This is a genomic window from Pseudomonas sp. L5B5 (assembly GCF_020520285.1).
GTDB lineage: Bacteria > Pseudomonadota > Gammaproteobacteria > Pseudomonadales > Pseudomonadaceae > Aquipseudomonas.
Window position 1 is genome coordinate 1,794,869 of the sequence record NZ_CP084742.1, and the last position, 19,942, is coordinate 1,814,810.

At 66.1% G+C, this 19,942-nt stretch carries 19 protein-coding genes, 1 tRNA gene and 1 pseudogene; 4 read left to right on the plus strand and 17 right to left on the minus strand.

Annotated elements, in window-relative coordinates:
- Positions 1-17: 17 nt before the first annotated feature.
- The gene (locus LGQ10_RS08125; RefSeq protein ID WP_058433627.1) at positions 18-941 is read right to left on the minus strand and encodes a LysR family transcriptional regulator; all 924 of its coding nucleotides are present in this window, start codon (positions 939-941) and stop codon (positions 18-20) included.
- A gap of 130 nt (positions 942-1,071) precedes the next feature.
- Between LGQ10_RS08125 and lysA the strand changes: the two genes are divergently transcribed.
- Positions 1,072-2,304, plus strand: a complete 1,233-nt coding sequence (gene lysA, locus LGQ10_RS08130; protein ID WP_226525243.1) for a diaminopimelate decarboxylase — start codon at positions 1,072-1,074, stop codon at positions 2,302-2,304.
- A 193-nt stretch (positions 2,305-2,497) separates the two neighbouring features.
- Here the strand turns inward: lysA and LGQ10_RS08135 are convergent, their stop codons facing one another.
- Together LGQ10_RS08135 and LGQ10_RS08140 are read right to left on the minus strand one after the other, a co-directional pair.
- Positions 2,498-4,222 (minus strand): alkaline phosphatase D family protein, encoded by a 1,725-nt coding sequence (locus LGQ10_RS08135; protein WP_226525244.1) that lies wholly within the window; start codon positions 4,220-4,222, stop codon positions 2,498-2,500.
- Between the two features lie 36 nt (positions 4,223-4,258).
- Positions 4,259-5,701 carry an MFS transporter gene (locus LGQ10_RS08140; protein WP_226525245.1) on the minus strand — a complete coding sequence of 481 codons (1,443 nt, stop codon included), beginning with the start codon at positions 5,699-5,701 and terminating at the stop codon, positions 4,259-4,261.
- Between the two features lie 127 nt (positions 5,702-5,828).
- On the opposite strand from LGQ10_RS08140, the gene LGQ10_RS08145 reads away from it, so the two are divergent.
- Together LGQ10_RS08145 and LGQ10_RS08150 are read left to right on the plus strand one after the other, a co-directional pair.
- Complete coding sequence (locus LGQ10_RS08145; RefSeq protein ID WP_226525246.1) at positions 5,829-6,722, plus strand: LysR family transcriptional regulator; 894 nt, start codon at positions 5,829-5,831, stop codon at positions 6,720-6,722.
- Positions 6,723-6,820: 98 nt separating this feature from the next.
- Positions 6,821-7,249: a hypothetical protein gene (locus tag LGQ10_RS08150; RefSeq protein ID WP_058435629.1), complete on the plus strand. Its 429-nt coding sequence runs from the start codon at positions 6,821-6,823 to the stop codon at positions 7,247-7,249.
- A gap of 90 nt (positions 7,250-7,339) precedes the next feature.
- Here the strand turns inward: LGQ10_RS08150 and LGQ10_RS31505 are convergent, their stop codons facing one another.
- The 4 genes and pseudogenes from LGQ10_RS31505 to LGQ10_RS08165 all read right to left on the minus strand — a co-directional run bounded on the left by LGQ10_RS31505 (position 7,340) and on the right by LGQ10_RS08165 (position 10,449).
- Positions 7,340-8,476: a methyl-accepting chemotaxis protein gene (locus LGQ10_RS31505; protein WP_413247611.1), complete on the minus strand. Its 1,137-nt coding sequence runs from the start codon at positions 8,474-8,476 to the stop codon at positions 7,340-7,342.
- A pseudogene (locus LGQ10_RS31510) lies at positions 8,462-9,379 on the minus strand (cache domain-containing protein); the annotation flags it as partial. The pseudogene LGQ10_RS31510 and the gene LGQ10_RS31505, both read right to left, overlap by 15 nt.
- Positions 9,380-9,472: 93 nt before the next feature.
- The gene (locus tag LGQ10_RS08160) at positions 9,473-9,688 is read right to left on the minus strand and encodes a tautomerase family protein (RefSeq protein ID WP_058435630.1); all 216 of its coding nucleotides are present in this window, start codon (positions 9,686-9,688) and stop codon (positions 9,473-9,475) included.
- A 20-nt stretch (positions 9,689-9,708) separates the two neighbouring features.
- Complete coding sequence (locus LGQ10_RS08165) at positions 9,709-10,449, minus strand: SDR family NAD(P)-dependent oxidoreductase (RefSeq protein ID WP_226525247.1); 741 nt, start codon at positions 10,447-10,449, stop codon at positions 9,709-9,711.
- Between the two features lie 126 nt (positions 10,450-10,575).
- On the opposite strand from LGQ10_RS08165, the gene LGQ10_RS08170 reads away from it, so the two are divergent.
- On the plus strand, positions 10,576-11,502 hold the full coding sequence (locus tag LGQ10_RS08170) for a LysR family transcriptional regulator (protein ID WP_226525248.1): 927 nt from the start codon (positions 10,576-10,578) through the stop codon (positions 11,500-11,502).
- Between the two features lie 55 nt (positions 11,503-11,557).
- Here LGQ10_RS08170 and LGQ10_RS08175 read toward each other — a convergent pair whose 3' ends face one another.
- The 10 genes from LGQ10_RS08175 to LGQ10_RS08220 all read right to left on the minus strand — a co-directional run bounded on the left by LGQ10_RS08175 (position 11,558) and on the right by LGQ10_RS08220 (position 19,866).
- Complete coding sequence (locus LGQ10_RS08175) at positions 11,558-11,974, minus strand: fascin domain-containing protein (protein WP_226525249.1); 417 nt, start codon at positions 11,972-11,974, stop codon at positions 11,558-11,560.
- Between the two features lie 203 nt (positions 11,975-12,177).
- Positions 12,178-12,471 carry a DUF3144 domain-containing protein gene (locus tag LGQ10_RS08180; RefSeq protein WP_058438904.1) on the minus strand — a complete coding sequence of 98 codons (294 nt, stop codon included), beginning with the start codon at positions 12,469-12,471 and terminating at the stop codon, positions 12,178-12,180.
- Between the two features lie 101 nt (positions 12,472-12,572).
- Positions 12,573-13,685, minus strand: coding sequence for a site-2 protease family protein (locus LGQ10_RS08185; protein ID WP_226525250.1), 1,113 nt, complete (start codon positions 13,683-13,685; stop codon positions 12,573-12,575).
- 105 nt (positions 13,686-13,790) lie between these two features.
- A complete protein-coding gene (locus LGQ10_RS08190) occupies positions 13,791-14,438 on the minus strand; it encodes a glutathione S-transferase family protein (protein WP_226525251.1) in 648 nt (215 codons plus the stop codon).
- 39 nt (positions 14,439-14,477) lie between these two features.
- On the minus strand, positions 14,478-15,506 hold the full coding sequence (gene rtcA / locus LGQ10_RS08195) for an RNA 3'-terminal phosphate cyclase (protein ID WP_226525252.1): 1,029 nt from the start codon (positions 15,504-15,506) through the stop codon (positions 14,478-14,480).
- Positions 15,507-15,514: 8 nt separating this feature from the next.
- Complete coding sequence (locus tag LGQ10_RS08200; RefSeq protein WP_226525253.1) at positions 15,515-16,303, minus strand: nucleotidyltransferase domain-containing protein; 789 nt, start codon at positions 16,301-16,303, stop codon at positions 15,515-15,517.
- Positions 16,304-16,318: 15 nt separating this feature from the next.
- Positions 16,319-16,963 (minus strand): hypothetical protein, encoded by a 645-nt coding sequence (locus LGQ10_RS08205; protein WP_226525254.1) that lies wholly within the window; start codon positions 16,961-16,963, stop codon positions 16,319-16,321.
- A gap of 18 nt (positions 16,964-16,981) precedes the next feature.
- On the minus strand, positions 16,982-18,325 hold the full coding sequence (locus LGQ10_RS08210; RefSeq protein ID WP_226525255.1) for a HEAT repeat domain-containing protein: 1,344 nt from the start codon (positions 18,323-18,325) through the stop codon (positions 16,982-16,984).
- Between the two features lie 4 nt (positions 18,326-18,329).
- Positions 18,330-19,556 carry an RtcB family protein gene (locus LGQ10_RS08215; protein ID WP_058436604.1) on the minus strand — a complete coding sequence of 409 codons (1,227 nt, stop codon included), beginning with the start codon at positions 19,554-19,556 and terminating at the stop codon, positions 18,330-18,332.
- A gap of 173 nt (positions 19,557-19,729) precedes the next feature.
- Positions 19,730-19,866: transfer RNA gene (locus LGQ10_RS08220), tRNA-OTHER, on the minus strand.
- Between the last annotated feature and the right edge of the window lie 76 nt (positions 19,867-19,942).

The following is a 19,942-nucleotide window of genomic DNA, read 5'->3' on the forward strand; positions in this document are numbered from 1 at the left end:
TAGAGGCGCTGTTGCAGTTACAGCGCCTGCACTAGCCTGCTCAACTGCTCATCCAGGCGCCCCGCTTCTTCTCGCAACGATTCGCAGAAACCTTCGACAAAACTCGATGACGGCCGGTAATCCGGGCGGATCAACATCACCCGGTACGGCACCGACAGCTGCAAGGGACGGATCGCCAAGCCACGCCCCACTTCTTCCATGGCGCTCAACGGGTTGATGATCGACACCCCGAGTTTCTGCCGCACCATGGCGCACACCGAAGCGGCGTTGGTGGTTTCCACCACTATCCGGCGGTCCACCCCGGCCTGGCGAAAATGCTCGTCCAGGGTCTGCCGGTAGATATCCAGCCCCGAGAGGTTGATGAAGTCCTGGCCGCGAAAATCCTCCAGCGCCAGCCGTGGCCTGGCCAGCAGCGGATGATCGTGCGCAAGGATGCAGACCATGTCGGAGCAGAACAACAGTTCGCCCTGGGTGCCCCGGGGCAGGTGCTGATTCTCGGTCAGGCCCAGGTCGTAGCGCTGGGCTGTCAGGGATTCCTCCAGAAGCGGTGACTCCTGGGCAGTGATGCTCAGGCCGATCCCCGGATGCAGGGCCTGGAAGTGCTTGCACACCGGGGGCAGCAGGGTCTGGGAAAACAGCGGCAGGCAGCTCAGGCTCAATTGGCCATGCTCGAAGCGGCGGATAGAGCGGGCCACGCTGTTGATCCGCTCCAGCCCCACATAGGCTCGCTCCACCTCCTCCAGCAACAGCATGGCCTGGGCCGTGGGCAGCAGGCGCCCGCCCTCGCGGTCGAACAGGCTCAACCCTGACAGGCTCTCCAGCCGTGCCAGTTCGCGACTGACTGTCGGTTGCGAGGTGAACAGCAAGCGCGCCGCGCCCGTGACGCTGCCGGCCTGCATGATGGCGCGGAACACTTCGATATGCCGCAGGGAGATATCCATGGCGATAAGGCTCGTTGAAACAATCAACCCATATCAGAACTGAATTAACCATCAAAGAATAGATATTTTCTTGAATGGAAACTAACGGGCATGCTGGCTCCATCCCCACTGACCACAGATTGCATTTGCCATGGCCATCCCCTTCTCCCCCGAACAGCTTGTCGCCACCGCCCGCCAGTACGGCACCCCGCTGTGGTGCTATGACGCCGCCACCATCCAGGCGCGCATCGCCCAGCTGCAAGCCTTCGACGTGGTGCGTTATGCCCAGAAAGCCTCGTCCAACCTGCACCTGTTGCGCCTGATCCGCGAAGCCGGAGTGCGGGTCGATGCGGTCTCCCTGGGGGAAATCGAACGGGCCCTGCTGGCCGGCTTCAGCCCTGCCAACGGTGGCATCGTCTTCACCTGCGACCTGTTCGACGAGGCCACCCTCAAGCGTGTGGTGGAACTGCAAGTGGAGGTCAACGCCGGCTCCATCGACATGCTCCGCCAACTGGGCGAACAGTCCCCGGGCCATCGGGTGTGGCTGCGGATCAACCCCGGGTTCGGCCACGGCCACAGCCGCAAGACCAACACTGGCGGGGAAAACAGCAAGCACGGCATCTGGCATGACCAGGTCGGCGAAGCCCTGGCCGTGATTCGCCAACATGGCCTGCACCTGGTGGGCCTGCACATGCACATCGGCTCCGGGGTCGACTACGACCACCTGGAGCAGGTGGGCGCGGCCATGGTGGCCGCCGTGAAGTCCCTGGACCACGACATCGAGGCCTTTTCCATTGGTGGCGGCCTGTCCACTCCCTACCGCGACGGCGATGTCCCGGTGGACGTGCAGCGCTACGCCAATGCCTGGAAAGTCGCCCGCGAGGAAATCGAGGCCTACCTGGGCCACGGCGTACACATGGAGATCGAGCCCGGACGCTTCCTGGTGGCCGAGGCCGGTTGCCTGGTCAGCGAAGTGCGGGTGGTGAAGGACGCTGGCCAGCATCACTTCGTGCTGGTGGACACCGGCTTCAACGACCTGATGCGCCCGGCCATGTATGGCGCCTACCACGGCATGAGCCTGCTGGATGCCGCCGGCCACCCGGTGGACCGCCCGCAGCAACCGACCGTGGTCGGTGGCCCGCTGTGCGAATCCGGCGACATCTTCACCCAGGACGATGAGTGCCTGACCCCGCGCCTGCTGCCCCAGGCCCGGGTCGGCGACCTGCTGGTGCTGCACGATACCGGGGCCTATGGCGCCAGCATGTCCTCCAACTACAACAGCCGCCCGCTGCTGCCGGAAGTGCTGTTCGAAAACGGCCAGCCGAGACTGATCCGCCGCCGCCAACCCCTGGCGGACCTGTTGGCGCTGGAACTGGGGTTGTAATTGGGCCTGTAGTACCTACCAGGGTAATGCCAGTCAGTTGAGCGAGGTGATCCCCCGTAGGAGCAGCCGGTCGACGCTCGATTGCTGCGATGGTCGCTAACGGTAGAGCGTATCCACTGGATAAACGCAGCACTCTGGCGTCCATCGCGGGCAAGCCTCGCTCCTGCCATTTCCTTGACCGATCGGCATTAGCCTACCAAGGCATCAGCCGCAGGCGCTGCGGCTGGTCGTTCACGCTGTCGTCCTGCTTGCGGGTCACCAGGGGCTTGCCGTCGGTGCCGTAGAACTGCACCTGCAGTTCGGCGGTGTCGGGGTGCAGGTCCAGGCGGGCGAAGTTGTCGGCCTGGGTGAAGGCCCAGGTGCGGTAGTCCATGGTGCCCTTGACGTTTTTCAGGGCAAAACTGTCCGGGGTCTGGGGGGAGCGCGAGTCGTGCACGTAGCCGGCAGGGTCGCCGTCGGCAAACGGGAACGGCCAGTAGAAGGCCGACGAGGTGACGGCGTAGGCCTTGATGCCCTGAATCCCGCCACTGAACTCTAGCTGGGAAATGTTCGAGCAATGAATATCGCCGGACAGGAACACCACGTTCTGCACCTGGTACAGGGCGATGGTTTCCAGCACGGTGCTGCGGGTGGTGGGGAACGCCGACCAGGAGTCGCTCTCGTTCTTGCGCTGATCGTAGCGCGGGCCCTCCCCCGCAGTATCGACACCATTGGGCACGAAGACGCTGGACGTCACCACGAACTTGGGGGTGTTGCCCCGATCCTCCTGCATATGCCGCAGCCAGGCACACAAGCGATCCAGCTGGCCGGGTTCGGCCGGGTGCAGTGAGGGTCGCCCCAGCAGGTGGTTGTCCGGCAGGGCGCCGGGCGCATCATCGAGAAAGCGCTGGGTTCGGGTATCCAGCACGAAGAACGGGTAGTTTGCGCAAGAGAAGTCGTAGAACAGCTGCTTGACCGAGCGGTGCTTGAGGTACTGATCGTTGCCGGACATCACGCGGTTCTGCACATAGCTGTCCTCGAAGCGCGGGCCATGGCTCCACTGGTAGCTCATGTAGGCCCCCCAGTTGAACAAGGTGCGCTTGCCAAGGTTCTTGTCGATGCGATCCTGCGTCCAGTTGTCCTCGATTTCGTGATCATCGAGGATCATGTAGGTGGGTTTGTGCGCCAGCAAGCGGCTGATGAAGGGCGAGCCGAAGGCAGTGTGGTAGCGCTCCTCGAACTCCTTGTAGCTGTCCGCCCGGCCGATGGGCACCACGCGGTTGTACAGATCGGCATAGATCTGGTCCCCCACCATCAGCGCGAACCGGGTATCGCCATGCTCGCTGAGCATGGGTCCGAAGATCGCGTCCGAATCCCGGCGTTGCCACGGCAACCCCGGGTACCGGCAGGAGCCCAGGAGAAAACTCAAGGGCTGGGAAGCCGCCCCAGCGTCGGCACTGGCCTGGGTGGTGAACTCGGCCTCCACATACACCCGCTCGGCGCCGAGTCGGTTCAGGTCGCTGGCCCAGGCCGAGGTCGCCGGCAAGCGCTGGACCACCGATTCGCTGAACACCTCATCATCGATGGAACCCGCGTCATCGACATTCAGCGAAGCCATGCGCACCCGGTAGTGGGTGGCGGGTGTGAGCAGGAACGGCTTGAGCTGCTTGCGCTCGGTCTCGTTGCGCCAGAGGTTGACGTCGACCCCGAGGTTGAAGGTGCCGGTGCGGTGATACTCGCGACGCAGGCGAAAGTAGTAGATGTTGTCGGCGGCCACTCGGCCGTTGCCGCCCACCACGCCGATGACGCCGATGGTGCGGATGTCCTCGGCCACGCCCTTCTCGTCCAGGGCGTCCGAGGCGGCAATCCACAAGCGGCAGGAAGTATCGGTGGTATGCCCGACGATCGGGCCCAGGGACGGGGTGCGAAGAGTGCTCACGGTTACCAGCTCCTTGGTGGGGGGTGCTGGCCAAGCTTAGTCGGGGCGCACCGGCCGACAAGCCGCGCCGGCCTGCTCGGACAGCCGGTCACGGCCGGCGATGACCAGCGCCAGCAACATCAGCAACGCCGCCATGCCAAAGGTCCAGTGCATGCCGCTGGCCACCGCCTCGACACCGTCGCGCCCTGCCACCTGCGGCTGTGATCTCCAGGCGAACAGCGCCCCCATGGCCGCCGCGCCACTGATCAGCCCGAGGTTGCGCGACAGGCTCAGCAGTCCCGCCGTCAGCCCGCGCTGCTGTGGCACCACATCGAGCATCACCAGGCTGTTGTTGGCCGCCTGGAACAACGCATAGCTGGCGGTGACCAGGGCCAGCGGCAGCAGGTAGCCCGCCAGTCCCAGGCTCAGGGGTAGCAGCGCCAGCAGGCCCAGGCCGCTGCACAGGCCCAGCAAGCCGAGCCGGGACAGCGGCCGGGCACCGTAGCGATCCACCAGCCGCCCGGCGGGTGCGCCACTCAAGGTCGCCACCAGCGGCCCCAGGGACAGGCTCAGGCCCACCGCCAGGGTGTCCAGCCCCAACCCCCGGGACAGGTAGAACGGCCCCACCACCAGGGTGGTCATGATCACCGTCGACACCAGCAGGCTCAGCCACAGGCTGCTGCGCAGTTGTGGCCGACGCAGCAGGGCCGGCTGGAACAGCGGCGCAGTGGCCCGGCGCTCGACGCGCACCAGCAGAACCACCCCCGCCGTGCTGGCCGCCAGCAAGCCCAGGTTCAGCGGCGCCAGCAGGTCTTGCCCCAGGGTCAGGGCCAGGGCATAGGCGCCCAGGCTCAAGGCCAGGAGCACGCTGCCGGGCACATCGAAGGCGCTGGCCGCCGCCGGCCGGTCCGCGGGCAGGCAACGCCAGGCCAGCAGCAGTGCCACCAGCCCCAGGGGTACATTGACCAGGAACATCCAGCGCCAGCCGATGCTGGCCAGTATCAGGCCGCCCAGGGCCGGGCCCAGGGTGGTGCCCAGGGCCGACATGCTGCCCAGCCAGCCCATGGCCGCCCCGGTGCGGGCCTTGGGCAGCGCATCGCCCACCAGGGCCATGCTCAGGGCCAGCATCACGGCCGCTCCGAGGCCTTGCAGGGCGCGGGCCACCAGCAGCCAACCGAGGCCCGGGGCCAGGCCACAGCACAACGAGGCCAGGGTGAACAGGGTGATGCCCCAGAGCAGCAGCCGACGCCGGCCCAACTGGTCACCCAGGCGCCCGGCGCTGGCGATCAGGGTGGTGATGGCCAGCAGGTAGGCCAGGACTATCCACTGCACCTGCTGGAAGGACGCATCCAGGCTCAGGGCCAGGCTCGGCAGCGCGGCATTGGCGATGCTGGTGTCCAGGGACGGCATCAGCATTGCCAGCGACAGGCTCGCCAGGGCCCAGCGCGCACGGGGCGCCAGGGCTTCGCGGGGGACGGGATCGGACTCGGGAATGGGCATCGCACAGGCTCCAGCAAGGGAATGCCTGCCAGCCTAGGGCCGCCCATGACCGGGCGGAAGACGCAGCATTTGCAATTAATAGCTGCATCCAACGCCATGCCAGCGAGGCCCGTGCTAGATTTCGCCCATGTCGATTCCCGATCTGAACCTGCTGCTGACCCTGGACGTACTGCTGGCCGAAGCCAGCGTGGCGCGGGCCGCCGCGCGCCTGCAACTGAGTCCGTCGGCCATGAGCCGGGCCCTGGCTCGCCTGCGCCAGGCTACCGGTGACCCGCTGCTGGTGCGCGCCGGGCGCGGCCTGGTGCCCACGCCCCGGGCCCTGGAACTGCGCCAGCGGATCGGGCCACTGCTGGAGCAAGCCCAGGCCGCCCTGCGACCGGCCGTCGAAGTGGACCTGCAACAGTTGCAGCGCACCTTCACCCTGCGCAGCCGCGACGGTTTCGTCGAGAACTTCGGCCCGGCGCTGATCGCCCGCCTGCAGCAGCAAGCACCGGGCGTGCGGATCCATTTCGTGCCCAAGCTGGACCGCGACAGCAAGCCCTTGCGCGAGGCCAGCATCGACCTGGAAACGGCGGTGATCGATGCCGACACCAGCCCCGAGCTGCGCACCCGGGCGTTGTTCCGCGATCGTTTCGTCGGCGTGGTGCGCGCAGGCCATCCCCTGAGCCACGCACCGGTGGACCTCGATGCCTACCTGGCCGGCCAGCACATCCTGGTCGCCCACCAGGGACACAGCCACGGACGCATGGACGAGACCCTCGCGGAGCGGGGCCTGCAGCGCCAGGTGGCGACCCTGGTCAGCGGTTTCTCCGCCGCCCTGGCCTTGGCCCGGGGCTCGGACCTGATCGCCATGGTGCCCGAGCGCCATACCAGCAACCTGCGGACTGGCCTGCATGCCTTCGACCTGCCGGTGGCCCTGGCGCCGATGACCATCTCCCTGCTCTGGCATCCACGCATGGAGGCCGACCCCGCGCACCGCTGGCTGCGCCAGTGCGTGCATGAGCTGTGCAGTGGGCCTTGAATCTGCTGCGCTGCGGCAACAGGGTCGTTGCGCCGCGCCACTGGACAAGCACAGCCTGGGCTCGTAAAAGATCCACGCCCGTTCATCTTGAGGTCTTCATGCCACTTCTGCGCCGCGCATCACTCCAGCATCTGCCCGCCTTCGCCGCCATCGCCCTGGGGCTGGCCATCGCCATCGCCCGGGCCATAGAGCCGCTGGACTATTTCTGGGAGAACTTCGCGGCCTACTGGCTGCCCCAGGGCCTGATCATCGGCCTGCTGTGGTTCACCCGCCCGGCCTCGGCCCTGGTCGCCGGCGCAGCCCTGGCCCTGGCCATCCACCTGCTGCTGTTCTGCCTGTGGATCACCACCCCGCAGGATGCCCTGGGCTGGATCTACTACCTGCTCAACTTCCCCGGCGCGGCAATCGGCGCCGCCGCTGCCCGCTACCTGGCCAGCCGGCGCCCACCACGCAGCGCCCTGGGCAATGCCCTGCTGGGGTTCTTCGGCGTGGCGCTGGGCCTGTTGGTGAACTTCAAGCTGCAATAACGGCTGGGCCGCTGGTTCGGTGCCGGCGGATGCGGCTCCGGGAGAGACAAGCCGCCCGCCCGGCCCCCGCAGGACCGGGCGGGCGCAGGTTCAACGCTGGCCGTGACTGAGGTCGGCCAGGCGTCCTGACAACGCTTGCATGGCCTCGCTGACCTTGTCCAGGGCCTGGGCGTCCCGGGCGTTGTCTTCGCTGATGCTGTGGATGCGCACCGCCAGTTCGTTGATTTCCTGGGTCACGTGGCTCTGCTGCTGCGCCGCCACGGCAATCTGCTGCGCCCGCTGGGAAATGTCATCGAAGCTGTTGACCGTGCTGGACAACGCGTCCGAAGCCCCGGCGGCTTCGCCCACTGCCTGGCGGGTCCGCGTCTCGCCGGACTGGATGGCCTGCACCGCCTGGCGTGAGGCTTGCTGCAGGTCGTTGATCATGCCGCTGATTTCGTTGGCCGAGGTCTGGGTGCGACCGGCCAGGGTCCGCACTTCGTCGGCTACCACGGCAAAACCACGGCCCTGCTCGCCGGCCCGGGCCGCTTCGATGGCGGCATTGAGGGCCAGCAGGTTGGTCTGCTCGGAGATGGCCTTGATCACATCCAGCACCGCGCCCACCTGCTGGCTGTCCTGTTCCAGGCGCTGGATCACCGACGCCGCCTCGGCCATTTCCACGGACAGTTGCTGGATCGACTCGCTGTTGGCAGTCACTCGCTGCTGGCCGTCCTGCACCACCACCAGCGACTGACGCGCGGTATCGGCACAATTGTTGGTGTTCTGCGCCACTTCCTGGGCGCTGGAGGACATCTCGGTGATGGCCGTGGCCAACTGGGTGTTTTCCTGGCGCTGCTGTTCGGCGCGCCGGGCCAGGGTACTGCTCAATTCGCCCAGGCGGGCGGCTTCGCTCTGCAACTGGCGAGCTTCGCTGGCGATCTTCTGCAGCATCTGGCGCAGTTGCCCGGCATAGCGGTTGACCGCTCCACGCAGGGCGCCAATCTCGTCGGCCTGGGCCACATGCAGCTCGGCGTTGTCGCTGGCCTGGCCACTGCCCAGGGCATCGATCTGGCGGGTGGTTTCCTCCAGCTGGGCAATCAGCTTGTTGCCGCCCAGCCAGGCGAAGAACAGCAGCAGTGCCAGCAGCGGCAGGAGGAATACGAGAATTTCGGTGGTCAGGGCCCGGGCCAGGCCCGTGACCTTCTGCTCCGGGGTCACCAGGCCGATGGTCCAGCCAGTGCCGGGCATGGTGAACAGGCTGACCCGCGCAGCTTCCTGCAAGCGTCCGTCACGCTCCAGGTCGAGGCTGCGTACCTGGCCAGGGCGAGCCGCGCTGGCCAGCGCCTCGGCCACCGGGCGCAACCAGGCCTGCTGCTTGCTCAAGGCGTCGAAGCTGAGCATCTGTGCGCCACCGCTGGCCTGGGCATCGGGGAAGTACAGGACGTTGCCGGCCTGGTCCAGGGCGAAGGCATAACCGCCGGTGACCGAACCCTGCTCCTTGAGGAAGCGCGCCAGGTCGTCCAGGCGCAGGTCGATGGTGGCGACCCCGGCAAAGGCCCCGCCCTGGCGATAGGGCACGCTGCAGGTGGTCATCGGCACCTGGGTGACCGGGTCCTGGTAAGCCTCGGACCACAGGCAACGGCCCGGGGCGCTGTTGCGCGCACCGCTGTACCAGGCCTCGTGGTGGTAACCGGCGCTGCCGGCAGCGTTGTAATCATCGGAATACACCAGCGACCCGGCGTCGCTGCGGGCCCAGAAGAAACTGCGACGTTCCACGCCCGGGGCGAAGGCATTGGGTTCCGGCCAGATCCCGCCGCCGGCGATGGCCTTGTCGTTTTCGTGGTCGATCACCTTCGGCGCAGTGGCCATCACCAGGTCCGACTCCCTGGGCATGCCCTCCACCATGTGGGCCATGCTCACGGTCACGCCTTCGATCCCCGCCAACTGCAAGGCCAGTTGGCGGACGATGGCGCTGCCGGTCTGTTCGATCAACGCCGAGCTCGCCTCCACGACTCTGGGTTGTCCCCGCAGGGTCATCACGGCAAATACCGCCAACGCCGTGAACAGCAACAGCAGCACGCTGCCGAGGGTCAAACGATGAGACAGACGAACCGGTAGCAAAGCCATGACGAACTCCATATCAATAGGCATCCAGGGGTTATCGACCGCTACCGGGGTTCCCTTGAGCAAAGAGTGATGTCGTTCACACAAATATCGCTACCGGCCGGGTTCGTACCCCTGCTTTCAGCCCGGGCGGTCACGGTCGCGCTGGCGGATCGCCGTTACCGTCTCGCCGCCCACGCCCCAGTTGTCGGTGGGTATCTCCTCGATCACCACGAAGGTCGACGCCGGCGGCTTGTGCAGGACCTGCCACAGCAACTCGGTCACCCCTTCGATCAAGGCACGCTTGTGCTCGGCGCTGACGCCTTCGCGGGTCACTTGAATCTTTACATAAGGCATGTGCGGCTCCTTTGAGGGGGTTACCAGACGCCACTGGCGGCACCGCCGTCCACGGCCAGCACCGTGCCGGTGACGAAGTTCGAGTCGGTCAGGTACAGCACCGCCTCCACGACATCCGTGGGGGTGCCGATGCGACCGCTAGGCGCCAGGGCCTGGAGTGCGTTGCGGGTCTGCGGGTCGGCCGGGTGCAAGGGGGTATCGATGATCCCCGGCGCCACGGCGTTGACCTGTACTTGAGAGCCCGCCAGTTCCAGGGCCAGGGCCCGTATCGCCTGGTTCAGGCCGCCCTTGACCAGGACCGGCAACAGCGCCGGCACCTTGAGCGTGGGTTGCAGGGCGATCGATGCGGTGATGGCCACGATATGCCCGGCGCCCCGGGCCGCCATGTGCCGGGCGGCCTCCTGGGCCGGATAGAAGAAGCCCTTGAGGTTGGTGCCGAGGATGGCTTCGAGGTCTTGCTCGGTGTAATCGGCCACCGGCTTGGGTATGAAGATCCCGGCGTTGCTGATCAGGATGTCCACCTGGCCGAACCGCTCGATGGCCAGGTCGAACAGGCGCCGGGCGGTCTGCGGCAAGCCGATGTCGCCGGCCACCAGCAGCAGGTTGTGCGGATTGCCCAGGCGCTCGGCGGCCTGCTCCAGGCGCGCCAGGGTTCGCGCATTGCCCACGACATTGTCGCCACGCTTGAGGTAGGCCTCGGCGATGGCAAAGCCCAGGCCACTGGAAGCACCCGTGACGATGACGGTGCGGGGGGTTTTCATGGTGGTGTACTCCAGGTGATCGGGCCGACGGCCCGTGATGGAGCAGGACTTTAAATAACAACCCGGGATTGAAAAATAAGGCCCACGGCATTTCAATTGATACTCCATGTAATCAATGAGCCCACCATGACCCGGCATTTTGACGACCTGCAACTGGGAAGCATCGAGTTGTTCTGCCTGGCGGCGGAGAGCGCCAGCTTCACCGCTGCGGCCACGGCGGCGGGGATCACCCCCGCCGCGGTCAGCCGGGCCATCGGCCGCCTCGAAGAGCGCCTGGGGGTCCGGCTGTTCGTCCGCACCACCCGGCAGGTGCGCCTGAGCGATACCGGCCATGCCTACTACCAGCAATGTCGCCAGGCCCTGGGCCAGTTGGTGGAGGCCGAGCGCCAGGCCAGCGGTGGCCAGAGCCTGCCGTCCGGCCGGCTGCGCCTCAGCGTGCCCACGCCCTATGGCTACTTTCGCCTGCTGCCGATCCTGGAGCCGTTTCGCCAGGCCTATCCCCAGGTGCAGATCGACCTGCACATCAGCAATCGCAACATCGACTTTGCCGAAGACGGCCACGACCTGGCCATTCGTGGCCGCACGCCCGGGGACTCGAGCCTGATTGCCCGCCACCTGGAGGATGCCGAGCTGGTGGTGGTGGCCACGGCCGATTACCTGCGGCGCGCCGGCACGCCCCAGCGCCTGGAGGACCTGGCCGAGCATCAGTGCGTGCAGTTCGAATTGCCCAGCAGCGGGCGGCGGGTGCCCTGGAGCTTTCAGGTCGAGGGTCGGCAGGTAGAGATTCAGACGTCAGGCAGCCTGACTTGCCTGGAGGATTTCCTGGCCACGGTGATCGCGGTGAAGAACGGCGCCGGGCTGATGCAGGCGTATCGCTTCAGCGTGCAGCAGGAATTGCAGAGCGGCGAGCTGGTGGAGGTACTGGCGAAGTTCGGCGGCACGTCGCGGCCGTTCATCCTGCTCTACCCCGAAGCCCGTCACATGCCCCAACGGGTGCGGGTGTTTGTCGACTTTCTGCTGCGCCATCACCAGGACCTGGCCCGAGCCCGATGACGCTCAAGCCACAGGAACAGGGCCGCCTGCGGCTTGAGCGCTTACCGAGGCCGGATCAACCCTCCAGGACCAGCATGAACTGGCTGTAGCGATCGATGGCGTCCTTGGACAGCTGCAGTCCGGTCTCTCCCATCCGCGACATCCATTTACCGGTGTCGCCACGCAGGGATATCTGCCCGCTGGCATTGTCGATGGCGTAGGAGAACTGGCTGTACTGATCGATGGTGTCCTTGGACAGCTCAAGCCCGGTGGGCCCCATGCGCGACATGAACTTGCCGTTGTCGCCCTGCAACGCGAGCTTCTTGTCGCCACCGATCTGTATCAGCACCACCTTGAACTTGCTGTACTGATCGATGGAGCCCTTGGAGAGTTCGAGGCCGGTGGGGCCCATTCGCGACATGTAGTTGCCCGAGTCGCCGCGCAGCGAGATGACACTGCCGTCTTCGATGTCGCGTTGTGGAATGACGATCATGGTTGGCACTCCTTGCTGATTGGGTATGTTCCTGCATGCGATCAGCGCCTGCCGCTACCGGACGCCGGCCCCTTGAAGAGGTGCAACGACCGGCAAGGCGCGCCGCAAGCGAAGTCTAGTCGAGCCCCCGGCAAGCCTCGGGGGCCCTTGCAGAAACAGGACCAGCGGTTGAGTACCCCGGCGCCGAGTGGCGCCGCTGGCCGTCAGTCGGGCTGACGGTTGGTGTATTGCGCGAAGTGCTCGACGTAGTCCGTCAGGTGCTCGTCGAGCATGTGGCGGAACTGATCGACGAAGTAGTCCAGGGTCTGCTGCTTGGAAGCTGCCATTTCATCGGCATCACGGCAGCCCGTAGCGCGGATGAAGGCGCAGAAACGGGCATTGGCATACATCAGCGAAGCGCTGACCTTGCCGCTGCCGCACGTGGCAACCTGGGAGTTGGCCAGGTCGATGATGGCATCGGCGCGGTCGTAGAATTCGTGATCCGGTTCGTTGGCCACAGGGCGATCCTTTTACTGGGGAGGGAAACGAGGCGCGGGAGTATAAGAGCTTTGCCCGGCAAAACCGACGGCTTTCGCTGCTGGCCACAGGGCAGCTTGTGCTATGAACCAGGCAGGGCGCGCAGGTGGGCGGCCAGCAGGGCCTCGCTCTTGCCCTGGGACAGGATCACGCTGGCCTCTGCTGCCTGCTGGGCCTGTTGCAGGCAGGAATCGGCGCGTTGCCGATCACCTTCGAGCAGGGCCACCAGGGCCTGGCAACGTGGCCGCAGCCAGGGCGTGTGCCAATCGACATCGGTGCCCATCGAAATATCTCTCAAGGCGCTGGGGTCGCGTTGCAGATAGGCGCGGCAGAACGCCAGTTCAAGACGCAACAGCTCGATGAGCACACTCATGCCGGTCAACTCTCCCGACCGGGCCTCGAGCAGCTCTTCCAGCTCCTGCTCCATCCGCAATAGCGCCGGCCAATCACCCTCTTCCTGCCGCGCAGCGAGCCGGTAGCCGAAAGCTACCAGCGGTTCGGGCATCGCGCTGCGGGCCAGCCACTCAAGATCGGCTTGCGGCAACTGCGGGCTGGGAACCCCGGCCACCGACAAGGCCAGCAGACGCGCCTGGGCCAGCTCCGGGCGCTGATCGTCACGATGAGCAAACCAGCCCAGCAGGAGCATGCCATCACTGGGCAGCACCCGCATGGACGGAATCAGGTTGCCCACACCCATCGCCAGGTTGACGATGGCAAAGGCCAGGAGCACGGCACCGAGCGTTCCCTGCCAGGCCAGCCCAAGCCCCAGGGCGACGCCTCCCACCAGCAGGTTCGACAGCGGGCCACAGAGCACCATCGCCATCCACTGGCCACGCAATGACCGCTGCGCATTGCTTGCGGCAATGACATACCCACCCAGCCGTCGTCGCCTGGGCTGGGGCGACCAGCGTAGCCGCCAGCCGCGCCGCAGCACCTGGAACTCCAGCGCGGCAACGCGCACCAGCAGCACCGGCATGCCGCACCAGCGGGCGCCCAGGAAATGCCCGCCTTCATGCACCACCAGGCCAAGTATCCCCAGCAGCGTCGCCAGGAACATGGCCAGAAAGGGCTGCAACTGCGACTTGATGGAAAATCCCAGCAGCAAGGCGGGGATGCACCAGCCACTGAGCAGCACCAGGCCCTGCAGGATCGCCAGGAGTTTGTTCAAGGCCTTGAGCCACGTATTGCGATCCATTGCGCAGATTCCCGAGAGTGAAGCCAAGATCGATTGGGGCGCGCAGACTGCCAGTTTTGACCCAGGAAACTCAAGCCGAGAACCTGCCCTTGCGATCCAGGCGCTTCACCGTGGCGACGGCGCCGCCTGCGGCCAGTGGCGAGCCAGGACCGCCGCCACCCGCGGTTCGCGCTCGATGCGTTCGAGCAGCGCCAGGAAATGCGGCTGGCTGCAGCGCAAGTGGGGCCTCGCGTCCCCCCAGCGGGACACCACGGCCGCCTGGATATCCAGGGCCCCCGGCGTGGTACCACTGAGGAAGGGCGTCGGGACGAACTGGCGAGCGAACAGCTCCCAGACGTGGTACAGGCGCTGCGAGGTCGCCTGGCGAACCCGTGCCTCGAGCGCCGGGTCGGCATCGCTCAGCCAGCGGGCCGGATAGTCGAGGATGCCAATGGCCGAGTAGCAGTTGGCCGCAATGTAGACCAGGCCACGAATGGCCTGGGCCCGTGCCATCGCCGGCACCGGCAGCAGGCCCGAAGCGGGAAACTCCAGGCCGAGGTGGATCAGGATCGCCGCGCTTTCGGTGAGGATGCTGCCGTCGGGCAGTTGCAGGGCAGGAATCTGCACCAACGGGTTGAGGCGCTCCAGGGCAGCGCGCCCCGGGCTGTCCTCCCAGGGGGCGGCTTCGATGCAGCGATACGGTACCTGGCAGTACTCCAGCGCCATCTCGACCATGGCCGAGCCGGTGCCCTGGCTTCCATACAGGTGATACATGACGGCAACCTCCCGGGTGAGCGAAGCACTCTACGCCTGTCAGCCCAGGGAGTGGCACTCCACGTGCAACACCTGCTCGGCCAGCGACCGCGCCTCGAAGCGCACCGGCAGGAAGGCCTCGATCACCTGGATATTGCTCTGCAGATGATCGGTCATGCGGGGCGTGGTGAAGCTGCCACCACCGGCCAGGGCCATGGGCAACAGCAGTTGATCGGCCAGGCATTCGGCCACTGCCGCACCGGACGCCAGCCACTCGCGGGCCTGGTCGATGGCACCGTCGGCGACGCTCTCGGCCCGCAGGCTGTTCTGGCCGATACCGCTGAACAGTTCGGTCAAGTGCTCGAAGACGAACTCCAGCAGCAACACATTGCCCGGGCCGTATTGTTCATCCAGCTGCACGGCGTGCAGGTTCTCCCGGGCCATGCCCAGGCGATCGAACACCCGCCGCAGTTCACGCTCGGCCACGTGCTCGGGCACGCCGGCACTCAGGGCCCAGGCCCGACGCCCGAGCAACGCGCCACGCTCGCATAGATGCAAGGGTTGCAGCGTCGAGGGCTGGACGAAGAGCTCCAGCTCGCCACCTCCGGCAGGGACGAAGCCATGGCGCAACACCTGCAACTCCACCCGCGCCCCCATGCGCCGTAGCTGCGGCAGCCAGGCCTGCTGGAGGAAATCCGCCGGCGGCGCCAGGGGGTTGTGGGTGCCACCGCTGACGTTCACGCGACAGGGTTGCGCAGCCTTGAGCAAGGCCGGCAGCAAGGTCTGCAACACCAGGGTGCAGCTGCCGGCGGTGCCGATGGCGAAGCGGTAGTCGCCGCCACGGATCGGACCCGGCTCGAAGCTCAGGACCTGGGAGCCGAGCTCGGCACCCAAGGTCCTGGCGCCACAGACCTGGGCCGCCGCCTGCACCGCGGTCAGGTGCTGGCGCATCAATCCCGGGCGACTGCGCCGGGCCCGAATGTTGCTGATCCGCAAGCACTTGCCCGTCAGCATCGACAGGCTCAGGGCACTGCGCAGCACCTGGCCGCCGCCGATGGCGCCGTCCAGTTCGATTACATCCTGTTTCATCACATTCCTTAAGCGTAGTGCCGGACGGTGTCTCTCAAGTAGGCGTCCAGCAGGGCATTGTCTTCATGGGTGCGCAAAAGCTTCGGCACCGGGCGTTCCAGTTCGGCGGCGATGAAGTGGTGCAGCACCTGGCGCCGGGGACCATGGGTGGATTCAATGGCATGGCGCTTCAAGTCCAGCAGCTCATCCACCTCGTCCAGCAAGCGCCGGTCATCGACGGTCTTCAGCAGCTCTGCGAAAGTCATGGGCGGTCGGCCACGGCCCTGGTCGATCCAGCGCACCGCCAGCAACGGACGCAGCACATAGCAGTACTTCTTGAACCGCACGCTGTCGCCCTGGAGAAAGTCGCGGAAATTCTTCCTGGCCATCGACAGATAATGATTGCGCGCAGCCGGCGGGCTGTAGAAAGCCTCCGCCAGCTCACGCAGGCGCGCGGCGGCGGCAGGTTCGCTGCGGTACACCAGGGGCGAGTCCAGCCATTCCAGCAGGGTCGGGTTGGACTTGCGCAACAGCCCCAGGGTCTTGCGCAACTCCCAGCCACTGACATCCAGCTCATCGTCCAGGGGTCGTTCGATCACATCGCGGGCGGCATCCACCTGGATGAACCATTCGGGTTTCTCCACATAAACGAAGCGCACGTCGTAGTCGCTGTCGGTGGAGGCGAAACCCCAGGCCCGACTGCCGGACTCACAGGCGTACAGCACCTGCACATTGCGCTCGCGCTCGATCCGCGCCAGCTCGGCCAGAACCCGTTCGCGCATGGCGTCGTCCAGGGGGTGAAGCTCTAGGTGTTCCATGATCCTGTTCCTTGTTCAATCCGTGGCGCTGGCGGCCAGCACACTCAGGGTGCGGCGCTCGGGGTTCCACACCGTCAGGCACCACACGCCCCACCACTCCAGGCCTGCGTCGAAATACTCACTCCAGGGCAGCCAGTGCGGGCCGACTTCCGGCTCCAGCCACTCCAGTTCCAGGTTGCCCACCCAGTCGATGACCTGCGGCTGCTCGCCGGGATCGAGCCCCAGCACCTGCAGCCACTGGCCAAACACCAGCCGAGCCTGCTCGACGCCACCTGGGAACTCCGGCCCGTATGGCGGATCGTAGAACGCCCGGTACAAGGCCCAGTCCTGCTGCTCCAGGCTCTCGCAAGCCAGCTGTCGAACCTGTTGCTGGCTGAGCAGTTTCGGCACCGCCCGCCCTGCATCCCAGCGCAGTTGCGGTTCGACGACGTCGGCGTAACGCGGGTCCTGGCGCAGTTTCTCCCACCGCTCGCGATACTCGGCCAGCAAATGCAGATAGAGGTGCTGCAAGCCCTGACGGTGCAGTGCTTCATCCACCACAGCCGCCGGTTCGACCGCCAGCACCACGAACTCGAAGACGCAGGACACTTCCTTCAGTTGCCGGCGCAGCGTGCGGCAGTGTTCATCTTCGATCCGGGTCAACAGGGGTAGCGGTTGCATAAGGTCTCTCTCCATCTTTCAAAGCAGGCGCTTGACTGAACCTGCGGGTAATTCACCGGCCGCCTCCATTGCCTGCAAACGCTGCACGATGGCTTCGCGCAGGGGCTTGGGCGTTATCGGGTCGAACAGCCCGTAGCGGCCATCGCACCAGCGCACCAGGATCTCGCGCCAATAGGCGGCTTCGCTGCCGCCCTGCCCCAGCCGCCACAGCAGGTATTCCAGCTGGCGCCAGCCCGGCTTGAGTGCCAGCAACGCCCAGCGACGGGCCTTGGGCAGCTCATGCCAGTGCTGGTCGAGGCGTTGCTCCAGGGCTTCGTCGAACACCGCCCAGGGCTGCTGGCGCAGCAGGCTCAGGGCACACTCGAAGACCTTGTCCGAGCTATCGTCCAGTGCCACCAGTTGCTGGGCCAGGCCGCGCTCGCCCAGGGCTTGCAGGGCCAGCAGGCGCACGCTCGGTGCCGGTGAGGCCAGGGCCTGCTGCAGCATGGCGTCGGCCCGTGGTTCCTGCAGTTCCCTGACCAACCCCAGAAGGCCCAGCCACTGGCGCTTGTTGCCCGGGGCCGGCTGCTGCAAGCGAGCCAGCAGCACGTCGAGCGGGTCCAGTCCATGGCGCGGCGCGGCCCAATGGGCCAGGCAGCGCAAGGCGCCCGAAGGATCGAGCAGGGCCTGGCGCAGATACTCCCGCGGGTCGGCCAGCAACGGCAGCAGCAGGCGCAGGGCCTTGACCCGCACACTGGCACCGCAGCTGCGCATCACCTCTTCGAGCAAAGGCACCGCCTGCTCGCCAGGCAACTGGGCGCAGGCATCCACCGCCATCTGCCGCACGCTGACCTCGGGGTGCCGCAATGCCAGGGCCAGCAGCGCCGGCCGGTCCTCGACCCCCTTGAGCAACAGCTCGAAGACAAAGCGCGCGGCCTTGCCCCGACAACGGCCAAAGGCGCCTTGCACCTGGTCGCGCACCTGGGCCAGTTGCAACACGGCGGTAGCCCGTTCCAGGGTCGCGCCGTGGTCGGCCCGCTGCTTGCCGGCCAGGGCCAGCAGCGGTGCCAGGGTCTGCAGCAGCAGCCCGGCGTGCTCCGGCGCCCAGTAGGCCTCGACCGCCGCAGCCGCCTCCTGGCGGACCTGAGGCACCCAGTCGTTGAGGCGTTCGAGCAAGGCCGCCAGGGCGCTTGCCGAAGGGTGCGCGGCCAGGCCGCGCACTGCCGCCTGACGCACGAAGCCGTTGCCGAAGCGGCTCAGTTCCAGCCAGGCGCTGTGCCTGTCCAGTTCGTCCATCACCTCCCGCACGCGACGGGCTTCGTAATCGCTCAGCTGGTAATGCCAGCCGGGCGGGACCGGTATCAAGGCTTCCATGTCGTGCATTTTTCTACCCCTTTACGCACACCACCTGACGCAGCGTATGCAGTACTTCCACCAGCTCACGCTGGGCGTCCATCACTTGATCGATGTCCTTGTAGGCCATCGGGATCTCGTCGATCACGTTTTCATCCTTGCGGCACTCCACATGGGCGGTCGCGCGGATCTGGTCGGCCAGGGTGAAGGTATTCTTGGCCTTGGTCCGGCTCATGGTACGACCGGCACCGTGGCTGCAGGAGCAGAACGCCTCCTCGTTACCCAATCCACGGACGATGAAGCTCTTGGCTCCCATCGACCCGGGAATGATCCCCAGCTCGCCCTTCTTCGCCGACACCGCGCCCTTGCGGGTCACCAGCACCTCTTCACCGAAGTGGCGTTCCTTCTGTACATAGTTGTGGTGGCAGTTCACCGCTTCCAGCGCCACCTCGAAGGGCTTGCTGATCACTTTGCGAGTGGCCTGGATCACCAGCTGCATCATCAACTCGCGGTTCTGCCGGGCAAAATCCTGGGCCCAGGCTACCGCCTGGACGTAGTCGTCGAAGTGCTGGCTGCCTTCCTCGAAATAGGCCAGGTCACGATCCGGCAGGTTGGCGATATGCTGGCGCATATCCGCTTGTGCCAGGTTGATGAACAGGTTGCCGATGGCATTACCCACGCCACGGGAACCGCTGTGGAGCATGAACCAGACCCGGTTGGCCTCATCCAGGCAAACCTCGATGAAGTGGTTACCCCCGCCGAGCGTTCCCAGGTGCTGCCGGTTGTTGCTGTTGGCCAGGGCCGGGTACTTATCGGTGATCGCCTTGAAGCGCGGATGCAGCGCCGCCCAGGCCTGGTCGGCCTGCTGCGGGATATCGCCCCAGGAACCCTTGTCGCGACCGCTACGGGGCGAAGTACGACCGTGGGGCACCGCCTGCTCGATGGCGCTACGCAGTCCGGCCAGGTTATCCGGCAGGTCGGCCGCGGTCAGCGAGGTACGGGCGGCGATCATTCCGCAACCGATATCCACCCCGACCGCCGCCGGGATGATCGCACCTACGGTCGGGATCACGCTCCCGATGGTCGATCCCTTGCCCAGGTGGACATCGGGCATCACGGCCAGGTGCTTGAAGATGAAAGGCATCTTCGCGGTGTTCATCAATTGCTGGCGCGCTTCGTTTTCCACGGGCACGCCCTGGGTCCACATCTTGATCGGCTTGCCGTTGGCAACTTCCAGCAATTGGTAGGTCTTGGTTTCCATAATCTCGACTCTTTCTTCCTGTGGCCCCTATCGTGGCCTTGTTGTATCGGCAGCGCGCCAGCTCATTGGAGTCCTGCGCCTGCTGCTAACGAGGTAGCCGGTCATCCGGCATGCAACGGCGACAACGGGAGGTGGAACATGCAGCGCGCTCTGCCACTGAGCTAGCCCCTTGCGGTTGGCGGGAATCGAACCCGCGACCACGCTGTTCTGTAGTTCCACCGGCATTCGCCGGGTCAATCGGTGCAGGCCGGGCCTGCGGGCAGCGACAAGGGAACAGGCACATTTGCTCTACCAGCTGAGCTACAGCCTTGCGGCTGGCGGGGTTCGAACCCGCGACACCATGTAGTACCCGTGGCATTCGCTGCCATCCCGCCGAGGCGGGGGAA